At 28.9% G+C, this 19,452-nt stretch carries 13 protein-coding genes; 1 reads left to right on the top strand and 12 read right to left on the bottom strand.

The annotated features are described in order from the left end of the window. Positions 1-43: 43 nt before the first annotated feature. A complete protein-coding gene (locus D2845_RS00655; protein ID WP_002881183.1) occupies positions 44-283 on the top strand; it encodes a hypothetical protein in 240 nt (79 codons plus the stop codon). Positions 284-382: 99 nt separating this feature from the next. Here D2845_RS00655 and rpmE read toward each other — a convergent pair whose 3' ends face one another. The 12 genes from rpmE to mip form a co-directional block, all read right to left on the bottom strand. Further along, on the bottom strand, positions 383-592 hold the full coding sequence (gene rpmE / locus D2845_RS00650; RefSeq protein WP_002881184.1) for a 50S ribosomal protein L31: 210 nt from the start codon (positions 590-592) through the stop codon (positions 383-385). Between the two features lie 68 nt (positions 593-660). Next, a complete protein-coding gene (locus D2845_RS00645) occupies positions 661-3,042 on the bottom strand; it encodes a phosphoketolase family protein (RefSeq protein WP_110858311.1) in 2,382 nt (793 codons plus the stop codon). Between the two features lie 127 nt (positions 3,043-3,169). Further along, positions 3,170-4,549 (bottom strand): MSC_0618 family F1-like ATPase beta subunit, encoded by a 1,380-nt coding sequence (locus D2845_RS00640; RefSeq protein WP_110858312.1) that lies wholly within the window; start codon positions 4,547-4,549, stop codon positions 3,170-3,172. After that, on the bottom strand, positions 4,546-6,093 hold the full coding sequence (locus D2845_RS00635; protein WP_110858313.1) for an MSC_0619 family F1-like ATPase alpha subunit: 1,548 nt from the start codon (positions 6,091-6,093) through the stop codon (positions 4,546-4,548). The genes D2845_RS00640 and D2845_RS00635 overlap by 4 nt, the downstream gene beginning before the upstream one ends. Before the next feature lie 12 nt (positions 6,094-6,105). Further along, positions 6,106-6,570 carry an MSC_0623 family F1-like ATPase-associated protein gene (locus tag D2845_RS00630; RefSeq protein ID WP_231992787.1) on the bottom strand — a complete coding sequence of 155 codons (465 nt, stop codon included), beginning with the start codon at positions 6,568-6,570 and terminating at the stop codon, positions 6,106-6,108. Positions 6,571-6,759: 189 nt separating this feature from the next. Then, positions 6,760-7,017, bottom strand: coding sequence for a 50S ribosomal protein L27 (gene rpmA, locus D2845_RS00625; RefSeq protein WP_002881197.1), 258 nt, complete (start codon positions 7,015-7,017; stop codon positions 6,760-6,762). Between the two features lie 2 nt (positions 7,018-7,019). After that, positions 7,020-7,322, bottom strand: coding sequence for a 50S ribosomal protein L21 (gene rplU, locus D2845_RS00620; RefSeq protein ID WP_002881199.1), 303 nt, complete (start codon positions 7,320-7,322; stop codon positions 7,020-7,022). A gap of 164 nt (positions 7,323-7,486) precedes the next feature. Further along, on the bottom strand, positions 7,487-11,926 hold the full coding sequence (locus tag D2845_RS00615; protein ID WP_110858315.1) for a DNA-directed RNA polymerase subunit beta': 4,440 nt from the start codon (positions 11,924-11,926) through the stop codon (positions 7,487-7,489). A gap of 2 nt (positions 11,927-11,928) precedes the next feature. Beyond that, a complete protein-coding gene (rpoB, locus tag D2845_RS00610) occupies positions 11,929-15,519 on the bottom strand; it encodes a DNA-directed RNA polymerase subunit beta (RefSeq protein WP_110858316.1) in 3,591 nt (1,196 codons plus the stop codon). 143 nt (positions 15,520-15,662) lie between these two features. Continuing rightward, positions 15,663-16,034: a 50S ribosomal protein L7/L12 gene (gene rplL, locus D2845_RS00605; protein WP_110858317.1), complete on the bottom strand. Its 372-nt coding sequence runs from the start codon at positions 16,032-16,034 to the stop codon at positions 15,663-15,665. Between the two features lie 25 nt (positions 16,035-16,059). Continuing rightward, complete coding sequence (gene rplJ, locus D2845_RS00600) at positions 16,060-16,557, bottom strand: 50S ribosomal protein L10 (RefSeq protein WP_110858318.1); 498 nt, start codon at positions 16,555-16,557, stop codon at positions 16,060-16,062. Between the two features lie 231 nt (positions 16,558-16,788). Beyond that, positions 16,789-19,446 carry an Ig-specific serine endopeptidase MIP gene (gene mip, locus D2845_RS06010; protein ID WP_110858319.1) on the bottom strand — a complete coding sequence of 886 codons (2,658 nt, stop codon included), beginning with the start codon at positions 19,444-19,446 and terminating at the stop codon, positions 16,789-16,791. Positions 19,447-19,452 lie beyond the last annotated feature (6 nt).

Raw genomic sequence — 19,452 nt, 5'->3', positions numbered from 1 at the left:
AAAAGGAATTAAGTGGGATAAAAAATAAATAAGGAGGTAAAAAATGCAAAAACTTAACCAAAAGCAATGTAATGAAATTAGCGGTGGATTTGCCATTTCAGCTTTAATTACTTCAATTATTGGTGCGATTCCAATCATTACTTCAGCAATTACTTCAACAGCTGGTTTAATTCGTTCATTAAGCGCACCAAAAGGCGAAATTAAAACCAAAGATTTTAATGCCAAATGAGAAGATGCTGATAATAAAACTGGATTGAACATCGGATTTCATTATTGCTTATAAACAACTCCTTTATTTAAAAGTTATTTTTTTAAATAAAAAACTAGGTTTTGAACAAAAACCTAGTGATTTATTATTAATTTTCTTGGTAAAAGAAATAATTTATTTTTTTGATTTTTCCAATATTTTGTTAAATCTTTCTACACGACCACGAGCTTTGACATCTGTACGGTTTCCGGTATAAAATGCATGACAATTAGAGCATACATCTAAAGTTACTTTTTCAGCAGTTGAACCAAAAATAAATGATGTATTGCATGAAGAACATGTAGCATGAATTTCACTATATTTCGGATGAATTTCTTTTTGCATCTTATGCTCCTTCCTTACGAATAAGTTTAAATTAACTAGCAATTATTTTATCATAAAAATACTTTATTTTATTCATTAATATTTTTTCATTTTCATTCAACAATTTCTGGCATATCATAACCAAATTCATGAATGTATTTATTATGTTCTTCAATCTTTTTATCCATTAAATCTAAAAAGTCTTGTGATTTATTTCCATGTAGTTTTGCAATTGCATCTTTGGCAATATGGAAACGATCCATTTGACTTAATTGTCTAATATCAAAACTAGTTGTAATATCACCATTTTCACGGTAACCATGAATAATTAAGTTGCGATTTGTTCTTGTGAAGAAAATATCACGAATTAATCCTTCAAAACCATGGAAAGCAAAAACTATTAATTTATCTTTAGTAAAGACCTTATCAAATTCTTCATCACTTAATCCACGTGGATCAATTTCAGGACTTCTTAGTTTTAATAAATCAACAACATTAACATATTTGATTTTTAATTTTGGAAAATGCTCATGAATAATTGAAATTGCAGCTAAAGTTTCTAAGTTTGGTTCAACACCTGAAGCAACAAAAACAATATCTGCTTCTTCATCTTTTTTCACGTTTGATGCTCAATCAATGACCTTGTAGCCTTTTTCAACTAATTCTTTTGCTTCTTTGATTGTATAAAATTGTTCTCTTGGTTGTTTTGAAGCAACAATTAAATTAATCACATTTCTTTCTTTCAATGATTTATCCATTACTGCTAATAATGTATTTGAGTCAGCTGGTAAATATTCACGAATTAATTCAGGACGTTTGTCAGCTAAATGTCCTAAAATTCCAGGATCTTGGTGGGTATAACCATTATGGTCTTGTTGAAATGCAGTTGAAGTTGCAATTACATTCAATGATGGATAATCTTTTCTTCAAGGCAATTCAAGTGATTTTTTTAATCATTTCATATGTTGTGTTAGCATTGAGTCAACAACTCTTAAAAATGATTCATATGATGCAAAGAATCCATGACGTCCTGTTAAAACATAACCTTCCAAAAATCCTTGCGCTTGATGTTCACTTAATTGTGAATCAATAATTCTTCCCACTGGTGAAACTCATTCATCATATTTATTTGAATATTTTTCTAATCATTGACGTTTTGTCACATCAAATAAACCAAATAAACGGTTAGATTTTGTTTCATCTGGTCCAAAAACTCTAAAATTATCTGGGTTTTTTAAAACTGTATCAGCCATGAATTTACTTAATTCAACCATGTCTTGACCTTTTATTTGACCTGGATATTTAATATCAATTGCAAATTTATCTCAATTTGATAATTGCAATGTTTTAGGATCAATACCACCATTTGCAATTGGGTTCATTGCCATTCTTTTATTGCCTTTTGGTGCTAAATTTCTAATTTCAGATATTACTTTACCATTTTCATCAAATAATTCTTCTGGTTTGTATGATCTTAATCATTTTTCTAATGCAGCAAGATGTTCAGTTTTAAAAGCACTAACTGGTAAAGGAACTTGGTGCGCTCTGAAACTACCTTCAATTGCATTGCCATCTCATTCTTTTGGACAAGTTCAACCTTTTGGTGTTTTAACAATTAAAACTGGTCATTGTGGTCTTAATGCTTCTTCGGCTTTTTTAGCTGCTGCTTCTTTTTTAATTTTTAGAATTTTTTCAATTGCTAAATCCATTAATTTAGCCATTTCTTGATGAATTTCTAAATTAGTTTTTTCTTCAGTTCATTCAAAAATAATTGGTTCTCAACCCATTCCCAAGAAATAATTTTTAATTTCTTCAATTGGTTTTCTTGCTAATAAAGTTGGGTTTGAAATTTTTCCACCATTTAAATGTAAAATCGGAAGTACAACACCATCATTAACTGGATTAATAAATGAGTTTGAAAATCATGATGCACATAAAGGTCCAGTTTCAGCCTCACCATCACCAACAACAGTTGCTGCAATTACACCAGGATTATCCAAAATTGCTCCCGTTGCGTGTGATAATGAATAACCTAATTCTCCACCTTCATGAATTGAACCTGGTGTTTCAGGGGCAGCATGGCTAGCTGTTCCACCAGGGAATGAAAATCTTTTACACATTTTTTGAATACCCTTAGTATCTTCAGAGATTTCAGGATAAATTTCTGAATATGAACCATCAAGGTATGAGTTTGAAATCATAACTTGACCACCATGTCCTGGTCCTTCAATATAAAACATGTTTAAATCATATTTGTTAATCACACGATTTAAATGTGCATAAATAAAGTTTTGTCCAGGAATTGTTCCTCAATGTCCAATTGGGTATAGTTTAATATCATCTTTTGTTAGTTTAGTTTTTAATAATGGATTATTACGTAGATAAATTTGCGCTACGCTTAAGTAGTTAGCTGCTCGAAATCATTTGTCAATTGACTCGAAATATTTAATTTCGTCAAATTTTGTTTTCATTTTTTCCCCTTTTTTTCAATAAATATAAAAAAATAGTAAATATATTTTACCTTAAATTTTAAACCTAAATTTGGATTTCAAACATAGATAAAATTAGTTTGTAAAATAATTTACTAAATTTCGAAATTTATAACCCAAGTTCCTCATCAGTTGGAATATTTAAATTTGATCCAACATAAGCAAAAATCTCTGGACTTTGTTTTAGATATTTTCCATCTAAGATTCTTTGAACTGATTCAATTGTCTGTGAAAGGGGTACATAAACACCAGGCGATTTTGTAAAATGTTCAGTCATGAAAAAGTTTTGGGTAAAGAAGTTTTCAAGTTGTAAAGCAATTTTAACTGTTTTCTTACTTTGCTCATCCAACTCATCAAAACCTAAAATCATAATAACATCTTCTAAGTCCTTGTAGGCTTTTAAAATTCTTTTTGTTTCCAATATTGCTTCAAAATGTTTTTTTCCAATAATTTTTTCATCAACTGAATTTGACGAACTAGCAAGTGGATCAAAAGCTGGAAAAATATTTTTTGCTGTTTGATTCCGTGATAAAACAAGATTTCCATCTAGATGATTAAATACCGCAACAGCTGATGGATCACTTAAATCATCCATTGGTAAAAATATTGTTTGGAAAGAAGTAATTGAACCATTTTGGTTACGAAACATACGATTCTCAATGTTTGCAACATCCGATTCAAGTGTTGATTGATATCCACCAACAGATGGTTTTTTTCCTAATGAAGCACTAACTTCATTTTCAGCTTGAACAAAACGATAGATATTGTCAATGAATAATAAGACATCTTCTTTTTCAAAATCTCTTAAATACTCAGCAGCTGTAATTCCTATTGGGACAATTGACATTCTAGCGCCTGGAGATTCATTCATTTTTGAAATATACATTGATGAATCTTTCATTAGGTTTGAAGATTCTAATTCATTGAATAACTCAATTGCTTCACGTGAACGTTCTCCTGAACCAATAAAAATATTTGAAGTTTTTTGATTTTCTTTATTAACATTGAAAATAATTTCTTTCATTAAAACAGTTTTCCCAACCCCGGCACCACCAAAAATACCTAATTTGTAACCTTTGATAATTGGGATAAAGAAATCAATTGCTTTAATTCCTGTTTCAATGATTTCTAATTTATTATCTAAATATCTTTCATTGTTAATGATTGAATTCATTTCAATATATTTTGGTTCAGTTTTTCGATCTTCTAGCAATGGTTTACCTTCAAATGAATAAATATTATTTTTTGAATTTTTACCAACTGGGACCATAAAACTTTGGTTTGTATTAATGACTTCATCATCAATATTAATTGGTTTTGATGAATAAATGATGATTGCACGAATTGTTTCTTCATCAAGAATTCTTTTAACTAATAAATATGTTTTGCCATTATTTGTTGTCAATAAATGATTCACTAAAGGCAATTTATTCTTTTCGAATTTTATTTCAACAATATCTGATCATAATTTTATAATTTTAGCCATTATTTATCACCTAATTTCATTGCAACTTTATGCAAGAAGTCTTGATCAAATTCAACAAATTCATGTTCATATTCAACATTTCAATTCAATCCTAAATAATTTGAGTATTGTTTTAGCGCATATGCAAAATAATCTTTTACTAATTTATCATCATAATTCGTTGAAGTTAAAATAATTTCATAAGTTTTTTTTGCATCAGGATTCATTTCAATTAAAGCATTAATAAATCTTAAAGCTTTTTGTTCATCATTAATTCCTTTTAAAATTGTTCAAGAAATTAATTTTGACATTAATAAAACAAATTTATTTGAATATAATGCATATCCTTTTTGAATAAACATCTTATCAATCATTTTACCTTTGTAAAGCAATTCAGCGGTTTCTTTGTTTAATTCATAGTCTAAGGCTGCTAATTTTAGATGTCTTTTATATTGTCTAAAAATTTTCCCAACTTCAGAAGCAACTTTAGACATAATTCGATTTTGAACCGAAGAGCCTGTTCTTGAAACTGATAAATTAATATTAATTGCAGGTAAAATTCCTTGTGAAAATAAATCTGCACTTGTTACAATTTGACCATCTGTGATCGAAATTACATTTGATGAAATTAATGAAGTTATATCACCATCAACTGTTTGTAAAATTGGCAGGGCTGTAATTGTTTTTTTATTCTTAAATGACCCCGCTCTTTCAAGTAATTGTGAGTGCGCAAAGAAAATATCACCTGGCATCGCTTCTTTTCCAACTGGTTTATCAGTTAAAAGCGCAATTTCCCGAATGATGTTTGCATGTTTTGTTAGATCATCAAAAATAATCACAACATCATCATCAAAAACAAGATTTTCTGCGTGTGCCATTCCGACATATGGAGCTAAATATTGTTCATAAGGACTAGTTGCAGGCGCATCAATAATAATTGTATTTTTTAAAGCATCATTTTCTTTTAAAATGTTATAAAGTTTTGAAATACTTTCTTTTTTTTGCCCAATTGCAACATAAATGCATTTTGTATTTGTTTTTGCTTGATTAAGAATAACATTAATTGCAATATGAGTTTTTCCAGTTTGACGGTCGCCAATAATTAATTCCCGTTGACCTTTACCAATTGGAACTAATAAATCAATTAAAGTAAAACCGGTATAAAGTTGCTCATTTAAAGTTTTAACATCCATTAGTTGATGTGCTAATTTAAAAACAGCGCCTTCTTTGTCACCTTCTTTTTTTTCAACTTGTTTTTTATGTGGTAGAACAACATTGCCAAAAATATCAATTACTTTACCAAAATGCTCCGTTGAACTAAAAACATTACTACTTTTAGTTGGAATAATTGTGTCATTAATTTTTAGTTGTTTGTTTTCGTTATTTGCTAATAAAAAGGCTCTATCATTTGTTGCATTAATTAAGATTAAATTGATACTATGATCTCTTTCGCAAACAAAATGCATCCCTTGTTCATAACTAAATTCTCCCGAAACTTCAACAATATAATCAAAAATTGAAACAACTTTGGGATGATTGTTTTTATTATTTTTTATCATATTTTCCATAATTTTGTATCCTTAGTTATTAAAGTAATCCTTTTTAATATATATTTTCAGACAATTTGAAGTTTCTGAAAAATATAAAATTAAATTTGGCAAAAATTCAACATAAGATTTTTTTTCAATTAATTTTTTAATTTCTTCATTAAAAAAAATTTCAAATTTATTTTCTAATTTGCTTTCTTCTTGGTTTTCTAGAATAAAAGGAATTTTTTTATCAAATGAAAATTTTGGATTAAGTTCAAAATCAACAATCAAGTTGTTAAAAATGATTTGCTTAGATTCAGCAATTAAAAAATTAATTTTATTTAAAAATTCAATTACTTCTTTGTCATCTTTTTTTAAAAAAGTTTTCAATAATGTTGTTGATACTAATTTATCAAAATCAATTATTTTCATCTTATTTTCAAGAGCTTTTTTTTCTAATCAAAATAAGATTTTTTCTTTGTTTTGTTCAAGAATCATTCATGATTTTTTTGCCATTGTACTCCTTTGCTTTGACAAAACAAATGTCTTATTATCATTCAAATATTCAAATGATGAAATAATTATATATTAAAAATTTTTATATTCATGTAATTAAAAAACATCTAAAATTAAATTCAAAATAAAAAAATAGTTCAAACTTTTTTTTACAAGTTGAACTTATTTTTTTAGATTCTTAAATTACAATTATTTCTCAATTGCATATACAGATGCAAATTTACGGTTAATTCTGTTTTCAAATTTAACAATTCCATCAATTAAAGCATATAAAGTGTCATCTTTGCCGCGACCAACATTATTTCCAGGAAAAATTTTTGTTCCTCTTTGTCTATAAATAATGCTTCCAGCTGTGACAAATTGACCATGTGTTGCTTTGACACCTAATCTTCTTCCCGCCGAGTCTCGACTATTTGACGTTGTTCCACCAGATTTCGTGTGTGCCATAGTTATTTCTCCTTAATTTCTGTAATTTGTACTTTGGTATAAGGTTGACGGTGTCCTAATTTTCTTTTGTGTGTTGATTTTGCATTATGTCTATAAACAACAATTTTTTTTGCTTTACCTTGTTTTTCAATTGTTCCTAAAACAGAAGCTTTTTCTAAATAAGGTGTACCAATTTTTGATTCAATTGCTAAAACTTTATCAAATGAAATAACGTCGCCTTTATTGCCATCGATTTTTTCAATGTAGATTACATCACCTTTTTTAACAATTAATTGTTTTCCACCTGTTTCAATAATTGCAAACATTTAAACTCCTTATATTTTGTCACATCTTTAAGGTACTTTTTTAAAAAGTTTTAAACCTTTTTAGAATGGTTACTCTATAAGTAACGTTACAATTATACCAAAATTATTTTAATTTAAAAATATTAAAAACAAGGACATGAAATCCTTGTTTAAATCTTTGAAATTTATTCTAAATTTGTATCATCATCATTGCTATCTTCTTGGTATAAATCAACATTTTCTTCATCTTCAAGTAATGTTTCTTCTTCTTTTTGTTCTTCAGCAAATTCCTCAGTTAAAGCATCCAAATCAATTTCATTTTCTTCAGGATTTTCTTTATTTTCATCTTCTTCTTTGTAATCCGAATCTAAAAATGCATTGAAGTATTTAATTGATGGTTTAATATCATATTTTGAATGTTCTTCAAAATCATTGATTGCTGTTCCTGAAGGAATTTTTTTCCCAACAATAATATTTTCTTTCAATCCTGTTAAATGGTCAGTTCTTGATGAAATTGCTGAGTTAACAAGAATTTTTGATGTTTCTTGGTATGAAGCAGCAGCTAAGAATGAATCTGATAGAAGCGGAACTTGTTTTGCTCCCTTAATTACGACATTACCATATGCTGGTTTTTTATTTTTGGTTAATAATAAAGCATTTTCTTCTTGGTAATCAAAAATATCAACAATTGCTCCGGCAAAGAATTTTGAATCGCCTGGTTCACTAATGATAATTTTTGACATCATTTGGCGAATGATAATTTCAATATATTTATCACTAATTGCAATCCCTTGGATCCGATAAATTCTTTGAATTTCTTTTAGTAAATAATTTTGGACAGTAATCACATCCGTTAAGGCAAGTAATTCTTTTAGAATAATTGGACCCTCTGAAAGTTTTTGTCCAATGCGTACTTCATCACCGACTGCAACTCTAAGTTTTTTATTTGTATTCACTAAAACATGTTTTACCATTGTTTGATCACTAGCATTTGTTGTCTCAATTGAAACAAGATACTCATTTTCAATTTTTTTACTTTTTTCAATATCAATGATTTTACCTTGATAAGGTGAAATTGTTGCTGGTCTTCCTCATGGTTGATCATGGGCATCAATCAATTCAATTAAACGTGTAAAACCACCAGTAATATCTTCAACCCCTGCAACACCACCGGTGTGGAAAGTACGCATTGTTAATTGGGTTCCGGGTTCCCCAATTGATTGGGCAGCAATAATACCAACTGCTTCACCAATGTTAACAATTCGATTTGTTGCTAAGTCTTTTCCAAAGCACACTTTACATACACCATTTCTTGTGTTGCAGCCTAAAATTGAACGAATTTCAACTTCAGTAATTCCTGCCTCAATGATTTTTTGCGCTAATTTATTAGTAAATAAAACATTTCTTTCACAAATTAGATTATTGTTTTTATCATAAATTGGTTTGTTTGAAAAACGTCCAACAATTCTTTCTTTTAGTGGCACAATGATTTGTTTGGTTTTTGTATCAACAATATTTCTTGCTAAATATCCATATTCTGAACCACAATCCGCTTGACGCACAACAATATTTTGCGCAACATCGACTAAACGTCTTGTTAAATAACCTGACTTCGCAGTGTTAAGTGCAGTATCAGTTAGTCCTTTTCTTGCTCCATGTGTTGATGAATAAAATTCAAATGCAGTTAATCCTTCAATAAATGATGATTTAACTGGTACTTCAACGGTTGAACGAACAACACGATCATTTTTCGCATCAGCTTTAGTTGTTTTGGTGTTGTTTGCCATCAGACCCCGCATTCCTGCAAGTTGAACATAGTTTGAAATATTTCCTCTGGCTCCGGAATTAATCATTGTAATTACCGGGTTTTTTGGATTATTTTTGATAATTGTTTGTAGTTCTTGCTGAATTTTATCTTTGATTTCAGCTCATTTTTTAATTGTTAATGAATAACGATCATCATCAGTAATAAACCCTAAATTATAATGTTGTTTTAATTCATTGATATAAGCATCACCTTCAGCAATATATTCTTTCTTTCTATCTGTTTCTAAAATATCAGAAAAAGAAATTGAGATTCCTGAAGTTGTTGAATAATCAAAACCTAATTGTTTAATATCATCAAGAATCGAAGCAACAATGTTTGTATAACTAAATCACACATTATCAAGAATTCTTGCTTTTTCTTTAATTGAAATTGGAATATTTGTTTGATCGGCATAACGCTCTTGATTTTCTTGATCAATTTTTTGCTTTTCTTTTAAAACAAACTCTGTCAATAAATCAGCATGATCTTTTTCTAAAAAACTTCCTTTATAAGTCTTGATTTTTAAAAATTCTAAAACAATGTCTGATTCATTTAATTCATTAATCTTATCAATCACACTTGCGACATCCGCAACGCTAATTGTTGCAACATAGTTATCAAACATATAACGAATAATTTTAGCAATGTTTTTTTTGTTAAAAGCTTCTTCAATTGGAAGACTTTTAATATAGTTTGGAATATGTGTTCCAGCTTCAACAACATAAGTTTTCTTAAATTCATTTTTGTATTCTTCAAGGTTAACTGCTTTTGTAACTTTGTTATCAAAAATAAATGGAAAATTTTTTGGAAAAACATTATTGAAAATAAATTTACCAACGGTTGAAATTACATACAATTTTTTATTAATTTCAAAACCATTAAATAATTTTAGGTTTTTAACTTCCTCAGCTGGAAGCGCAACTCTTGCATGTAAAGAAACTTTTTTAGCTTCTAAACTTCGAATCATATGGTCATAATTATCAAAAACACGACCTTCACCCAAAGCATCTTTTTCTTCAATTGTTAAATAATATAACCCTAAAACCATGTCTTGTGATGGATTAATAATTGGTTCACCATCTTTTGGTCCTAAGATGTTTTTATTCGCCAACATCAATTCACGACTTTCAAGCAAGGCTTGTTCAGAAATTGGGACGTGAACAGCCATTTGGTCCCCATCAAAGTCAGCATTAAATGGAGTACATACTAAAGGATGTAATCTAATTGCTTTCCCTCTTACTAAAACAGGTTCAAAAGCTTGAATTGATAAACGGTGTAGCGTTGGGGCACGGTTTAAAAGTACAAGTCTTCCTTTGATTGCTTCTGCAACATGTGGTCAAATAATTGGATTTTGATCCTCAATAATTTTTTTAGCATTTTTAACGGTTGTTGCAACTTGTTGGTCAATTAAACGCGCGATGATTCATGGTTCAAATAATTTTGCTGCCATTTCCCGCGGAATACCACATTGGTGCATTTTTAGATTTGGTCCCACAACAATAACTGAACGTCCTGAATAATCAACACGTTTCCCTAAAAGATTTTGTCTAAAACGACCTTTTTTACCAGTTAAAGAATCTGAAATCGATTTGAATGGTCGGTTATCTTTTGATAAAACAGGATTTGGTGTTCTTCTTTGATTATCAATTAAAGCATCAACTGCTTCTTGAATCATTCTTAATTCATTTTGAATAACTAAAATTGGCGCGTCTTTTTCTTGTCATTGTTGTAGCCGGTTGTTCCGAATAATTACCCGACGGTATAACTCATTAATATCTGAAGTTGAATGTCTTCCGCCATCTAATTGAATTAGCGGACGTAAATCAGCTGGAATGACAGGCAAATTATAAATTAACATGTTGGTTGGTGATTGTTTTGATTCAATGAAAGCATTGATCACTTGCAATCTCTTGTATAGTTTTTCGCGTGTTTGTCTTGTTGTTGTTGCAAATTTATCAGGATTTTTTGATTCTTGTAAATTTAATTGTTTAATTTGCTCAGTAACAAGGTTTTTTTCCGCAGCTAAATCTAAGTTTTTTAATAAGTATTCAATTGCTTTTGCCCCAGTCATAATTCTGGCATCTGAGTAATATTCAATTACTTCATTTAATTCATAAAAATCAATTCCATATTCTTGACCAATTTTTGAAGTTGCTTTTTCAACTAATTGCTCAATTGTTTCACTAATATCTTCATAAGCTTCTTGATCTTCGGGATTATTTGGATCAAAACGGGTTAATAACTCATCAAGTGCTTCTTTATAAATAACGGCCGCATCATTGATTTCAATAATTAAATTTTTAGGCAATGATTTCAATCCGCCATCTTCAACAACAATATGGTTTTTGTAATAAATTAGATTTTCTAATTCTTCTCTTCGAACAACTTCATGAATATTTTCACTTGAAATTCTTAATCCAAGTAATTTATAAAGAATTGAATGGTCAACTTTGAAATATCAAAAATGTACCACAGGACTGTTTAATTTAATATGTCCCATATGATTTCTACGGGCAATTTTTGGAAGAATTTGCACTTTTTCTTGTTTACATAATTCTGTTCTTGTGCAATATGAACCTTCATTAATTTTTTTATATTTGTAGCCACAAACTGGACAACGATAGTCAATCATTGGACCAAAAATAATTTCGTCAAATAAACCGCCCTTTTCAGGTTTATATGATTTATAGTTGATTGTTTCAGGTTTTGTTACTTCTCCATGTGATCATTCTTCAACATCTTGAGGAGTTGCTAAAGATAAAGAAATTTTAGCGATTTTTGACTCATCAAATAAATTATATTTTAAACTGTCTTTCATTATTATTCAGCTCCTCCATCTCAATCTTGTTGATATTTTGTATCAACTCTTTCACTATCAATATTTTCGTCCACACTATCATCAAAAGCTTCCATTTTAATTCCAAGTCCGCGTAATTCGTGCACTAGAACATTGAATGATTCAGGCATCCCTGGTTTTGGTAATTTGGTTTTTCTTGCTAATGAATTATATAGTTGGTTACGTCCATTAATATTATCTGATTTGTATGTTAAAAATTCTTGTAGTAGATTTGATGCCCCATATGATTCAATTGCTCATGTTTCCATTTCCCCAAATCTTTGTCCCCCATTTTGTGATTTACCACCTAGAGGTTGTTGGGTAATTAATGAATATGGACCCACTGAACGGGCATGCATTTTGTCATCAACCATATGGTAAAGTTTTAAATAATACATAATTCCAACTGAAATTGGTTGATCAAATGGTTCACCTGTGGCACCATCATAAACTGTTAATTTTCCTGATGAATCAATGTTTGCTTCTTCAAGAATTTCTTTAATTTGGTTATGTGTTATCCCATCAAAAATTGGGGTGACAAATTTTGTATTTAATTTTTTAGCTGCTAATCCTAAGTGCAACTCTAAAACTTGACCTATATTCATCCGTGAAGGAACCCCTTGTGGGTTTAGAACAATATCTAGCGGCGTTCCATCTTCCAAATATGGCATTTCTTCAACTGGCAACACGATTGAAACAACACCTTTGTTTCCATGACGTCCTGCCATTTTGTCACCAACTTTAATTTTTCTTTTTTGCGCAATTGAAACCTTAACGATTTGTTCAATGCCATCTTCTAAGGTATCACCTAATTTGCGGCTTAGAATATCCACAGCAACAACCGTTCCATTATGACCGTGTTTTACTTTTAGCGATGTGTCTTTTCTTGAAGTTGTTTTTTGACCAAAAATTGCAGCCATAAGTTTTTCTTCAGGAGTTGGGTTTTCTTCGCCTTTTGGTGAAGTTCTTCCAACCAAAATATCTCCGGCTGAAACTTCAGAACCAACTCTTACAATTCCATTTTCATCCAAATAACGTTTTGAGTAGTTTGAAACATTTGGAATATCAGCAGTTAAAATATCTTCACCTGCTTTTGAGTGTCTAAATTGAATTGTTTGTTCTTCAATATGAATTGATGTATAAACATCGTCTTTTACTAATCTTTCAGATAAGACAACAGCATCTTCATAATTAAATCCATGTCAAGTAGTAAATCCAACTAAAACATTTTTCCCAAGTGCCATCTCACCATTTTTCATTGATGGTCCATCAACTAATAAATCACCAACTCTAACTTCTTGACCTAATTTAACAAGCGGAACTTGATGAATTAAGGTTCCTTGATTTGAACGTTCAAATGTTCTTAAATAATAAGTATCAATTTTACTTGAACCTTCTCTTTGGATTTTAATAATATTTGCATCGACATAAGTTACAATTCCATCATATTTCGCAATGATATTTGTTGATGAGAATTTCGCAATATCAGCTTCAACACCAGTTGCAACTAAAGGCGCTTCTGGGAATAAAACAGGGACTGCTTGACGTTGCATGTTTGAACCCATCAATGCCCGGTTAGCATCATCGTTTTCTAAAAAAGGAATTGCTGAAGCAGCAATTGAAGTCATTTGCCGGTTTGAAACCCCAACAAAATCAACTTCAGAAGCAGGTACTTCCAAATATTCATTATCACGCCGCACAATTACTAAGTCATCAACAATTTCATCATTTTCAATGTTCACTGTTGATTGCGCAAATGCATATCCAGCTTCTTCAATTGCTGTTAAATAATGTGGTTGTGAAAAATCAACTTTTTTATTTTTAACTCTGAAATATGGTGATTTAATAAAACCATATTTATCAATATCAGCAAATGAAGCTAAGTTAAGAATAAGTCCGATATTTGGTCCTTCTGGAGTTTCAATTGGGCAAATTCTTCCATAATGCGTTGGGTGTACATCCCGAACCTCAAATTGGGCAGTGTCCCGGTTTAAACCCCCTGGACCTAATGAAGTTACACGCCGTTTATTTGAAATTTCAGCCAAAGGATTACATTGATCCATAAATTGCGACAATTTTGATGTATTAAAGAATGATTTAAATTGGTTAAAAATTGGTTTGTTATTTGTCACATTTTTTGGGGTAATTTTTGCAGTTTCTTTCGTTGAGATTCTTTCGCGGGTATTTTTTTCTAATTTAATCAATCCAATCCGGAATTGATTTTGTAATAATTCACCAATTGTAACAATTCTTTTATTTACTAATGAATCTGGATCATCATCAACACCAATGTTTGATAACAAATTAAAATAGTAAGAAATTGTTGCAATGATATCAGGAATTAATAAAAAGTTTTCATCTGAGTTTGGATCATTACCTAAAACCTGAATTTTGTTTGTATCATGTAACATATCATTTTCAGTTGGATAAACAAAAACTCTTGGAACTGATAATCTTTGACCTAATTTTTCATTACCCTTAATGTCTAATTGTGTTCCATACATTGATGGTGAAGCATCAGGTAATTTTCAAAGTGGTAAAATTCCTAAACGAAATTCCTCAGCAATTTTTCTTGCAATTTCTCAATTAACTAATAAACCTTTTTGATATTTAATTTTACCATTTTGATCCAAAATATCTTCAGCAAGATAAGTATTTACTAATCTTTCACCAATATTTAATTTTCGATTTAGGGTAAAACGACCAGTTTCAGTTAAACTATATCTTTTTTCATTGAATAAAGTCAACGGAATTAAATTACGTGCTGATTCGGCTGTCATTCGATCGCCACGCCGAATTAAGCGATAAATTGTTTCTTGGGAATCTTTCGTAATTTCTTCATCAGTTACACCAATTGTTTTATCTTTTTTTAGCGTTTCATTTAATTCAGGGATTTCACCAAACATTTTTTTAATTGCTTTTTCAGAAAAACCTAAAGCTTTTAAAAATGTTGTTAATAAAAATGATTTGTTTTTGTCAATATGAACTTTAATTGTATCAGGGTTAGATGAGGTTGTTTTATGATAAATTTCTAATCATGAACCAACTTGCGGAATAATTTCAACTTTATTAAACAAGTCGTTTGCTTGTTTATTTCTAACGTTAACACCAAAATAAGCGCCAGTTGAACGAATTAATTGTGAAGCAATAACTTTTTCTGAACCATTGATAATAAATGATCCCCCATAAGTCATAATTGGAATTTCAGCAAAAACAACTTCAGCTGAAACAACTTCACCCGTTTCATCATTAATTTGTTTTAAGCGGGCTTTTAATTTTCCATAATATGAAGAACCTTTTTGCTTTGCTTCCTTAATTGCCTCAAATTCAGTTTTGTTTGGATATTCAAAAGTTGCCGAATTTTCAATATATTCAATTTTAACTTTACCATGTGCTTCAATTGGATATATATTTCTTAATTCTTCTTCCACACCTTTAGTTAAAAAATACTCAACTGAGTCTCTTTGCATTTTTAAAAAATCAGGTGTTTCGAATTTTTTGGGACTGATTGAATAATCTCTTCGTTCTGTAATTGGGCCAAATTTTCTTAAAACATATTGTGATTTATTACTCATATCTAACCTCTATAAATTTATATTTGATTGTGTTTATTAAGAACAATATCTGTCTTATAATGCATATATGTATATGCGTGCGTATATATATAATAAAAAATACAAAAACGGCTTTGCAAGCTCGTTTTTTAATTGTAAATAAATTAATCTAAAACAACTTCAGCATTAACTTCTGCTAATTTAGCTTTTAGTTCTTCTGCTTCTTCTTTTTTAACATTTTCTTTCAATAAAGCAGGTGCTGATTCAACTAGTTTTTTTGCATCCATTAAGCCTAAACCTAATAAATCTTTAACAACTTTAATAACAGCTAGTTTGTTTCCACCGTCTGATTTTAAAGTTACATTAAATGTTGATTTTTCTTCAACAGCTTCAGCTGCAGCTGGAGCAGCTGCTGCAACAACAGCAGTCGGATCAATTCCAAATTCTTCTTTTAATCCTTCTACTAAATCCATAACTTCTTTAATGTTCATTTCCTTTAGTGCTGAAACGAATTCTTCTTTTGTTAATTTTGCCATAATTTTTTCTCCTTAAAAAATTTAATTATTCCGATACTTTTCCTTGTTTAATTAACTCATTTAAACCAATTGCAAGATTTTTAATTGGTGCCAATAATGAGTTTCCAAGAATCATAAGTGATTCTTCGTATGAAGGAAGTTTTGATATTTCTAATAAATTTTTTGCATCAACAACTTTGTTTTCATAAATTCCAGCGACTAATTCTAATGCAGGAAATTCTTTTTGAAATTTAACTAAAGATTTCAATGAAGTTAAATCGTCTTGTTTTGCAAAAACAAAGATATTTTGACCAACTAAGAAATCATTTAAAGATTTTAATTCAGTTGATAAAAGTGCTTGTTTAACTAAACGGTTTTTATACACTTTTAATAAAACACCATGTTTAGCTAATTCTCTACGAATCAATTGTAATGCTGTTACATCTAATGTTTTATATGAAGCAACATATAAAGCTTTTGATTCATTTAGGTTTTTTGTAATTTCATCAACTACTAAAACTTTAGCATCTCTTAATGCACTCATTTTTCCTCCTTGTATTATTTAATTTGCAATAACAAAAACATTTACATACTCGGTAACATGATTAAGCTTTTTTGCCGTTACTGTCTTCATATATTGCGACTACTATTGTAACATATTTTTTAAATATAATTCTAAATATATTTAAGATTATAAAAAATTATCAAACTATAAATAAAAAACAAAATAACCACAAACTAAATTTTATGATTAATTGTTTTAAAAATTTGATTTTTAATTTGAATTATTTTTCTTCAAATCAGAAGCAGTTAAATGATTTATATTTTCAAACTTAAATTCTTGTGGAACTTTATCTAAACCACTTTGGAATAAATTAGTTGTAATTCCTTTATCTTTGTATAGTTTTTCAAGTTCCTGTCTATAAGAATTTTTTTGATCTTTTCCGCCACCATAAATTAAATCATATTGTGGTAATTTGTATTCAGATCCATATAAACCTTCATAATCAAAACCTTCAGATCTAAATGCAACTGATAGACCAACTCTTGCATTTGTATTTGTTGCATAATAAACTGCAACTAATTCATTATTTTGATTTCTTATTGATGAACCTGAAGCTCCTCCAATTGGTGCTCAACGACGTGGCATATATCCAAGTCCCATATTTGCATATTTTTTACCATTTAAGACATAAAAATCTTTTCCAGTTTTAGGAGATGCAATAAATGTATCTAAAACTCCTGGCATATTTTTGAATGAACGATAACCAACATTATAAGACAAGAAATTACCACGTTTGTATCTTTCTTTTTCTTTATCAGATACAATTGATCCTTCTCCACCTACAACATCTTTATCATAATATTCATATTCTGTATTTGTTCACAAACTAAAATTATGTTCTGCAACTTTTCTTTGGTCATCATCAACATATTGTTTTAGATAGAAATCACCCTTTGATGAAGGTCAGCCAACAGCATAAAGTGAATCAATATTAGAGATATCTCCTTTAAGAGGATAATTTATTTTGTTGTATTCTTTTAAATATGAATTTTTTCTAAATTTAATATGTTGATCTTTATCGGTTGCATAATTGTTTGTAATTTCTTTTGCCAGTATTTCTGCAAAATTATTTTCATTATTTGTTTCATTACTAATGAATTTATTTATAACACTATTGTTATTTGAAAAAGCAGAAAATTTTGAAGCACTTAGAATGCTAAAATCGACTTCAAGAACTGCAAAATCCGCAAATGAACCTAAATCACTATATTTTTTCTTTAATTCAGACGATAAATAATCTGAAGCTTTTTTAGTTAAAAAATCAGTTCCGTCAAATATTTTTTTAATTGAACCAAAACTATCTGAAAATCCAAAAGTTGTAATGTTATCATCTAAATTTGATAATCTTAATTGTGAACCAACTTTTAGATCATTATTAATTTTTGAAATTGAGAATGATAATAAGTTTTTTGTTAATGCCCTAGCTACATGGGAATTAGTTCCAAAATATCATTTAGTTGGGTATTTTCCATTTTTTTCAATTTGATAATCAAGAATTCACATTGTTCCATTTTCAGGAAGAATTGATGTTTTATCAGTTTTATTTTTTTCAGCTTTTTCTTTGAATTCTTTAATTTTATTTTCTAAATATTCAATATATTTTTTTTGATCTAGCTTTTTATAATATTCAATTTTTTCATCATATTTTTTTAATGCTTCATCTTTTTCTTTTATTTTTAATTCCCTTGAATCAGGTGAAATTTTTTCAATTGCCTCATTAAATTCTTTTTCTAAAAGCTTTTTATCTTTTTCTAATTTCTCAATTTTTTCTGTTTTTAATTTTTCAAATTCCCCTTGATTTTTTTGTAAATAATCAATATCAAAATTATTTTGATCAATTTCTTTTTGATAATCATTTATATTATTTAGACGGATAGAATATGTTTGTTTAGCAATTTTTAAATAATCTTCGTTGACAATTTTTCTTGCTAGACCAATTGTTTTATAAATATCATGTTTTCCCAATGAATCAACTCATGATGATTGTTTTCCAATTTCTTCACCTTCAAGAATATCTAGACCATCAAATGTCCCATCCTCTTTATATGAAGGTAATGTAAATCCTTTATATGCAGAATTTTCAAAAGAATCTTGTCCAATTTCAGATGCTTTTTGATTAAATTTATTAATTTCTTTTTCTTTTGCTTTAAGTGTTTTTCTTAAATCATCTCACTTATTTACACCTGCTGCGAATGCTAAATATTTTTTTAGTCCATCCAAATATTCATTGTTATCTGCTTCAAAACGCTTCTCTTGATTTAAATTTATATATTTTGAGATTTCATCATTACTTTTTTGAGTTGAGATTTTATTATTTGGTTTGTTTCCATTTGCATCTTCGTTATTAAATGACTTATTCAAACCAGAAAGATTATAAATTTTGTTATCTCTTTTACCAGTTGCTTTGTTAATGAATACAACATTAATCTTAGCTTCACCAGTTTGGTTGGCATTATCTTTTAAAGTAATTCCTTGCACTTTAAAATGAATTTTTTTATCTAGTTCATTATTTTTTACTTTGATTTTTAAAATGCTTGGATTTAGTTGAATTTGTGATGGGAAAATATTTTCTTTTTTATTTCCGCCTGAAAAACTTTGGAAACTCAAATCAAAAACATCATCTAAATTTGAATTTAACTTAAGGTTATTTACATCTTTTTCAAAATCTGAATCAGAATATTTTAAATTTGGATCAATCTTAAAACCTTCATTATTTGAATTAGCATCTTTATTTTCAGTTTCTTCTTCTTGTTTATTCTTATTTGGATTAGTACAAGAAATTAAAGCAAAAATTGGTGATGAAATCAAAGACATTCCCAATAAAGAAAATAGAATCTTTTTTGATTTCTTATTTATTTTTGTTGTCATACATAT

Origin of the sequence: Metamycoplasma alkalescens (assembly GCF_900476125.1) — a bacterium.
Taxonomy (GTDB): domain Bacteria; phylum Bacillota_I; class Bacilli_A; order Mycoplasmatales; family Metamycoplasmataceae; genus Metamycoplasma; species Metamycoplasma alkalescens.
This window is presented reverse-complemented; position numbering and strand designations above follow the sequence as displayed.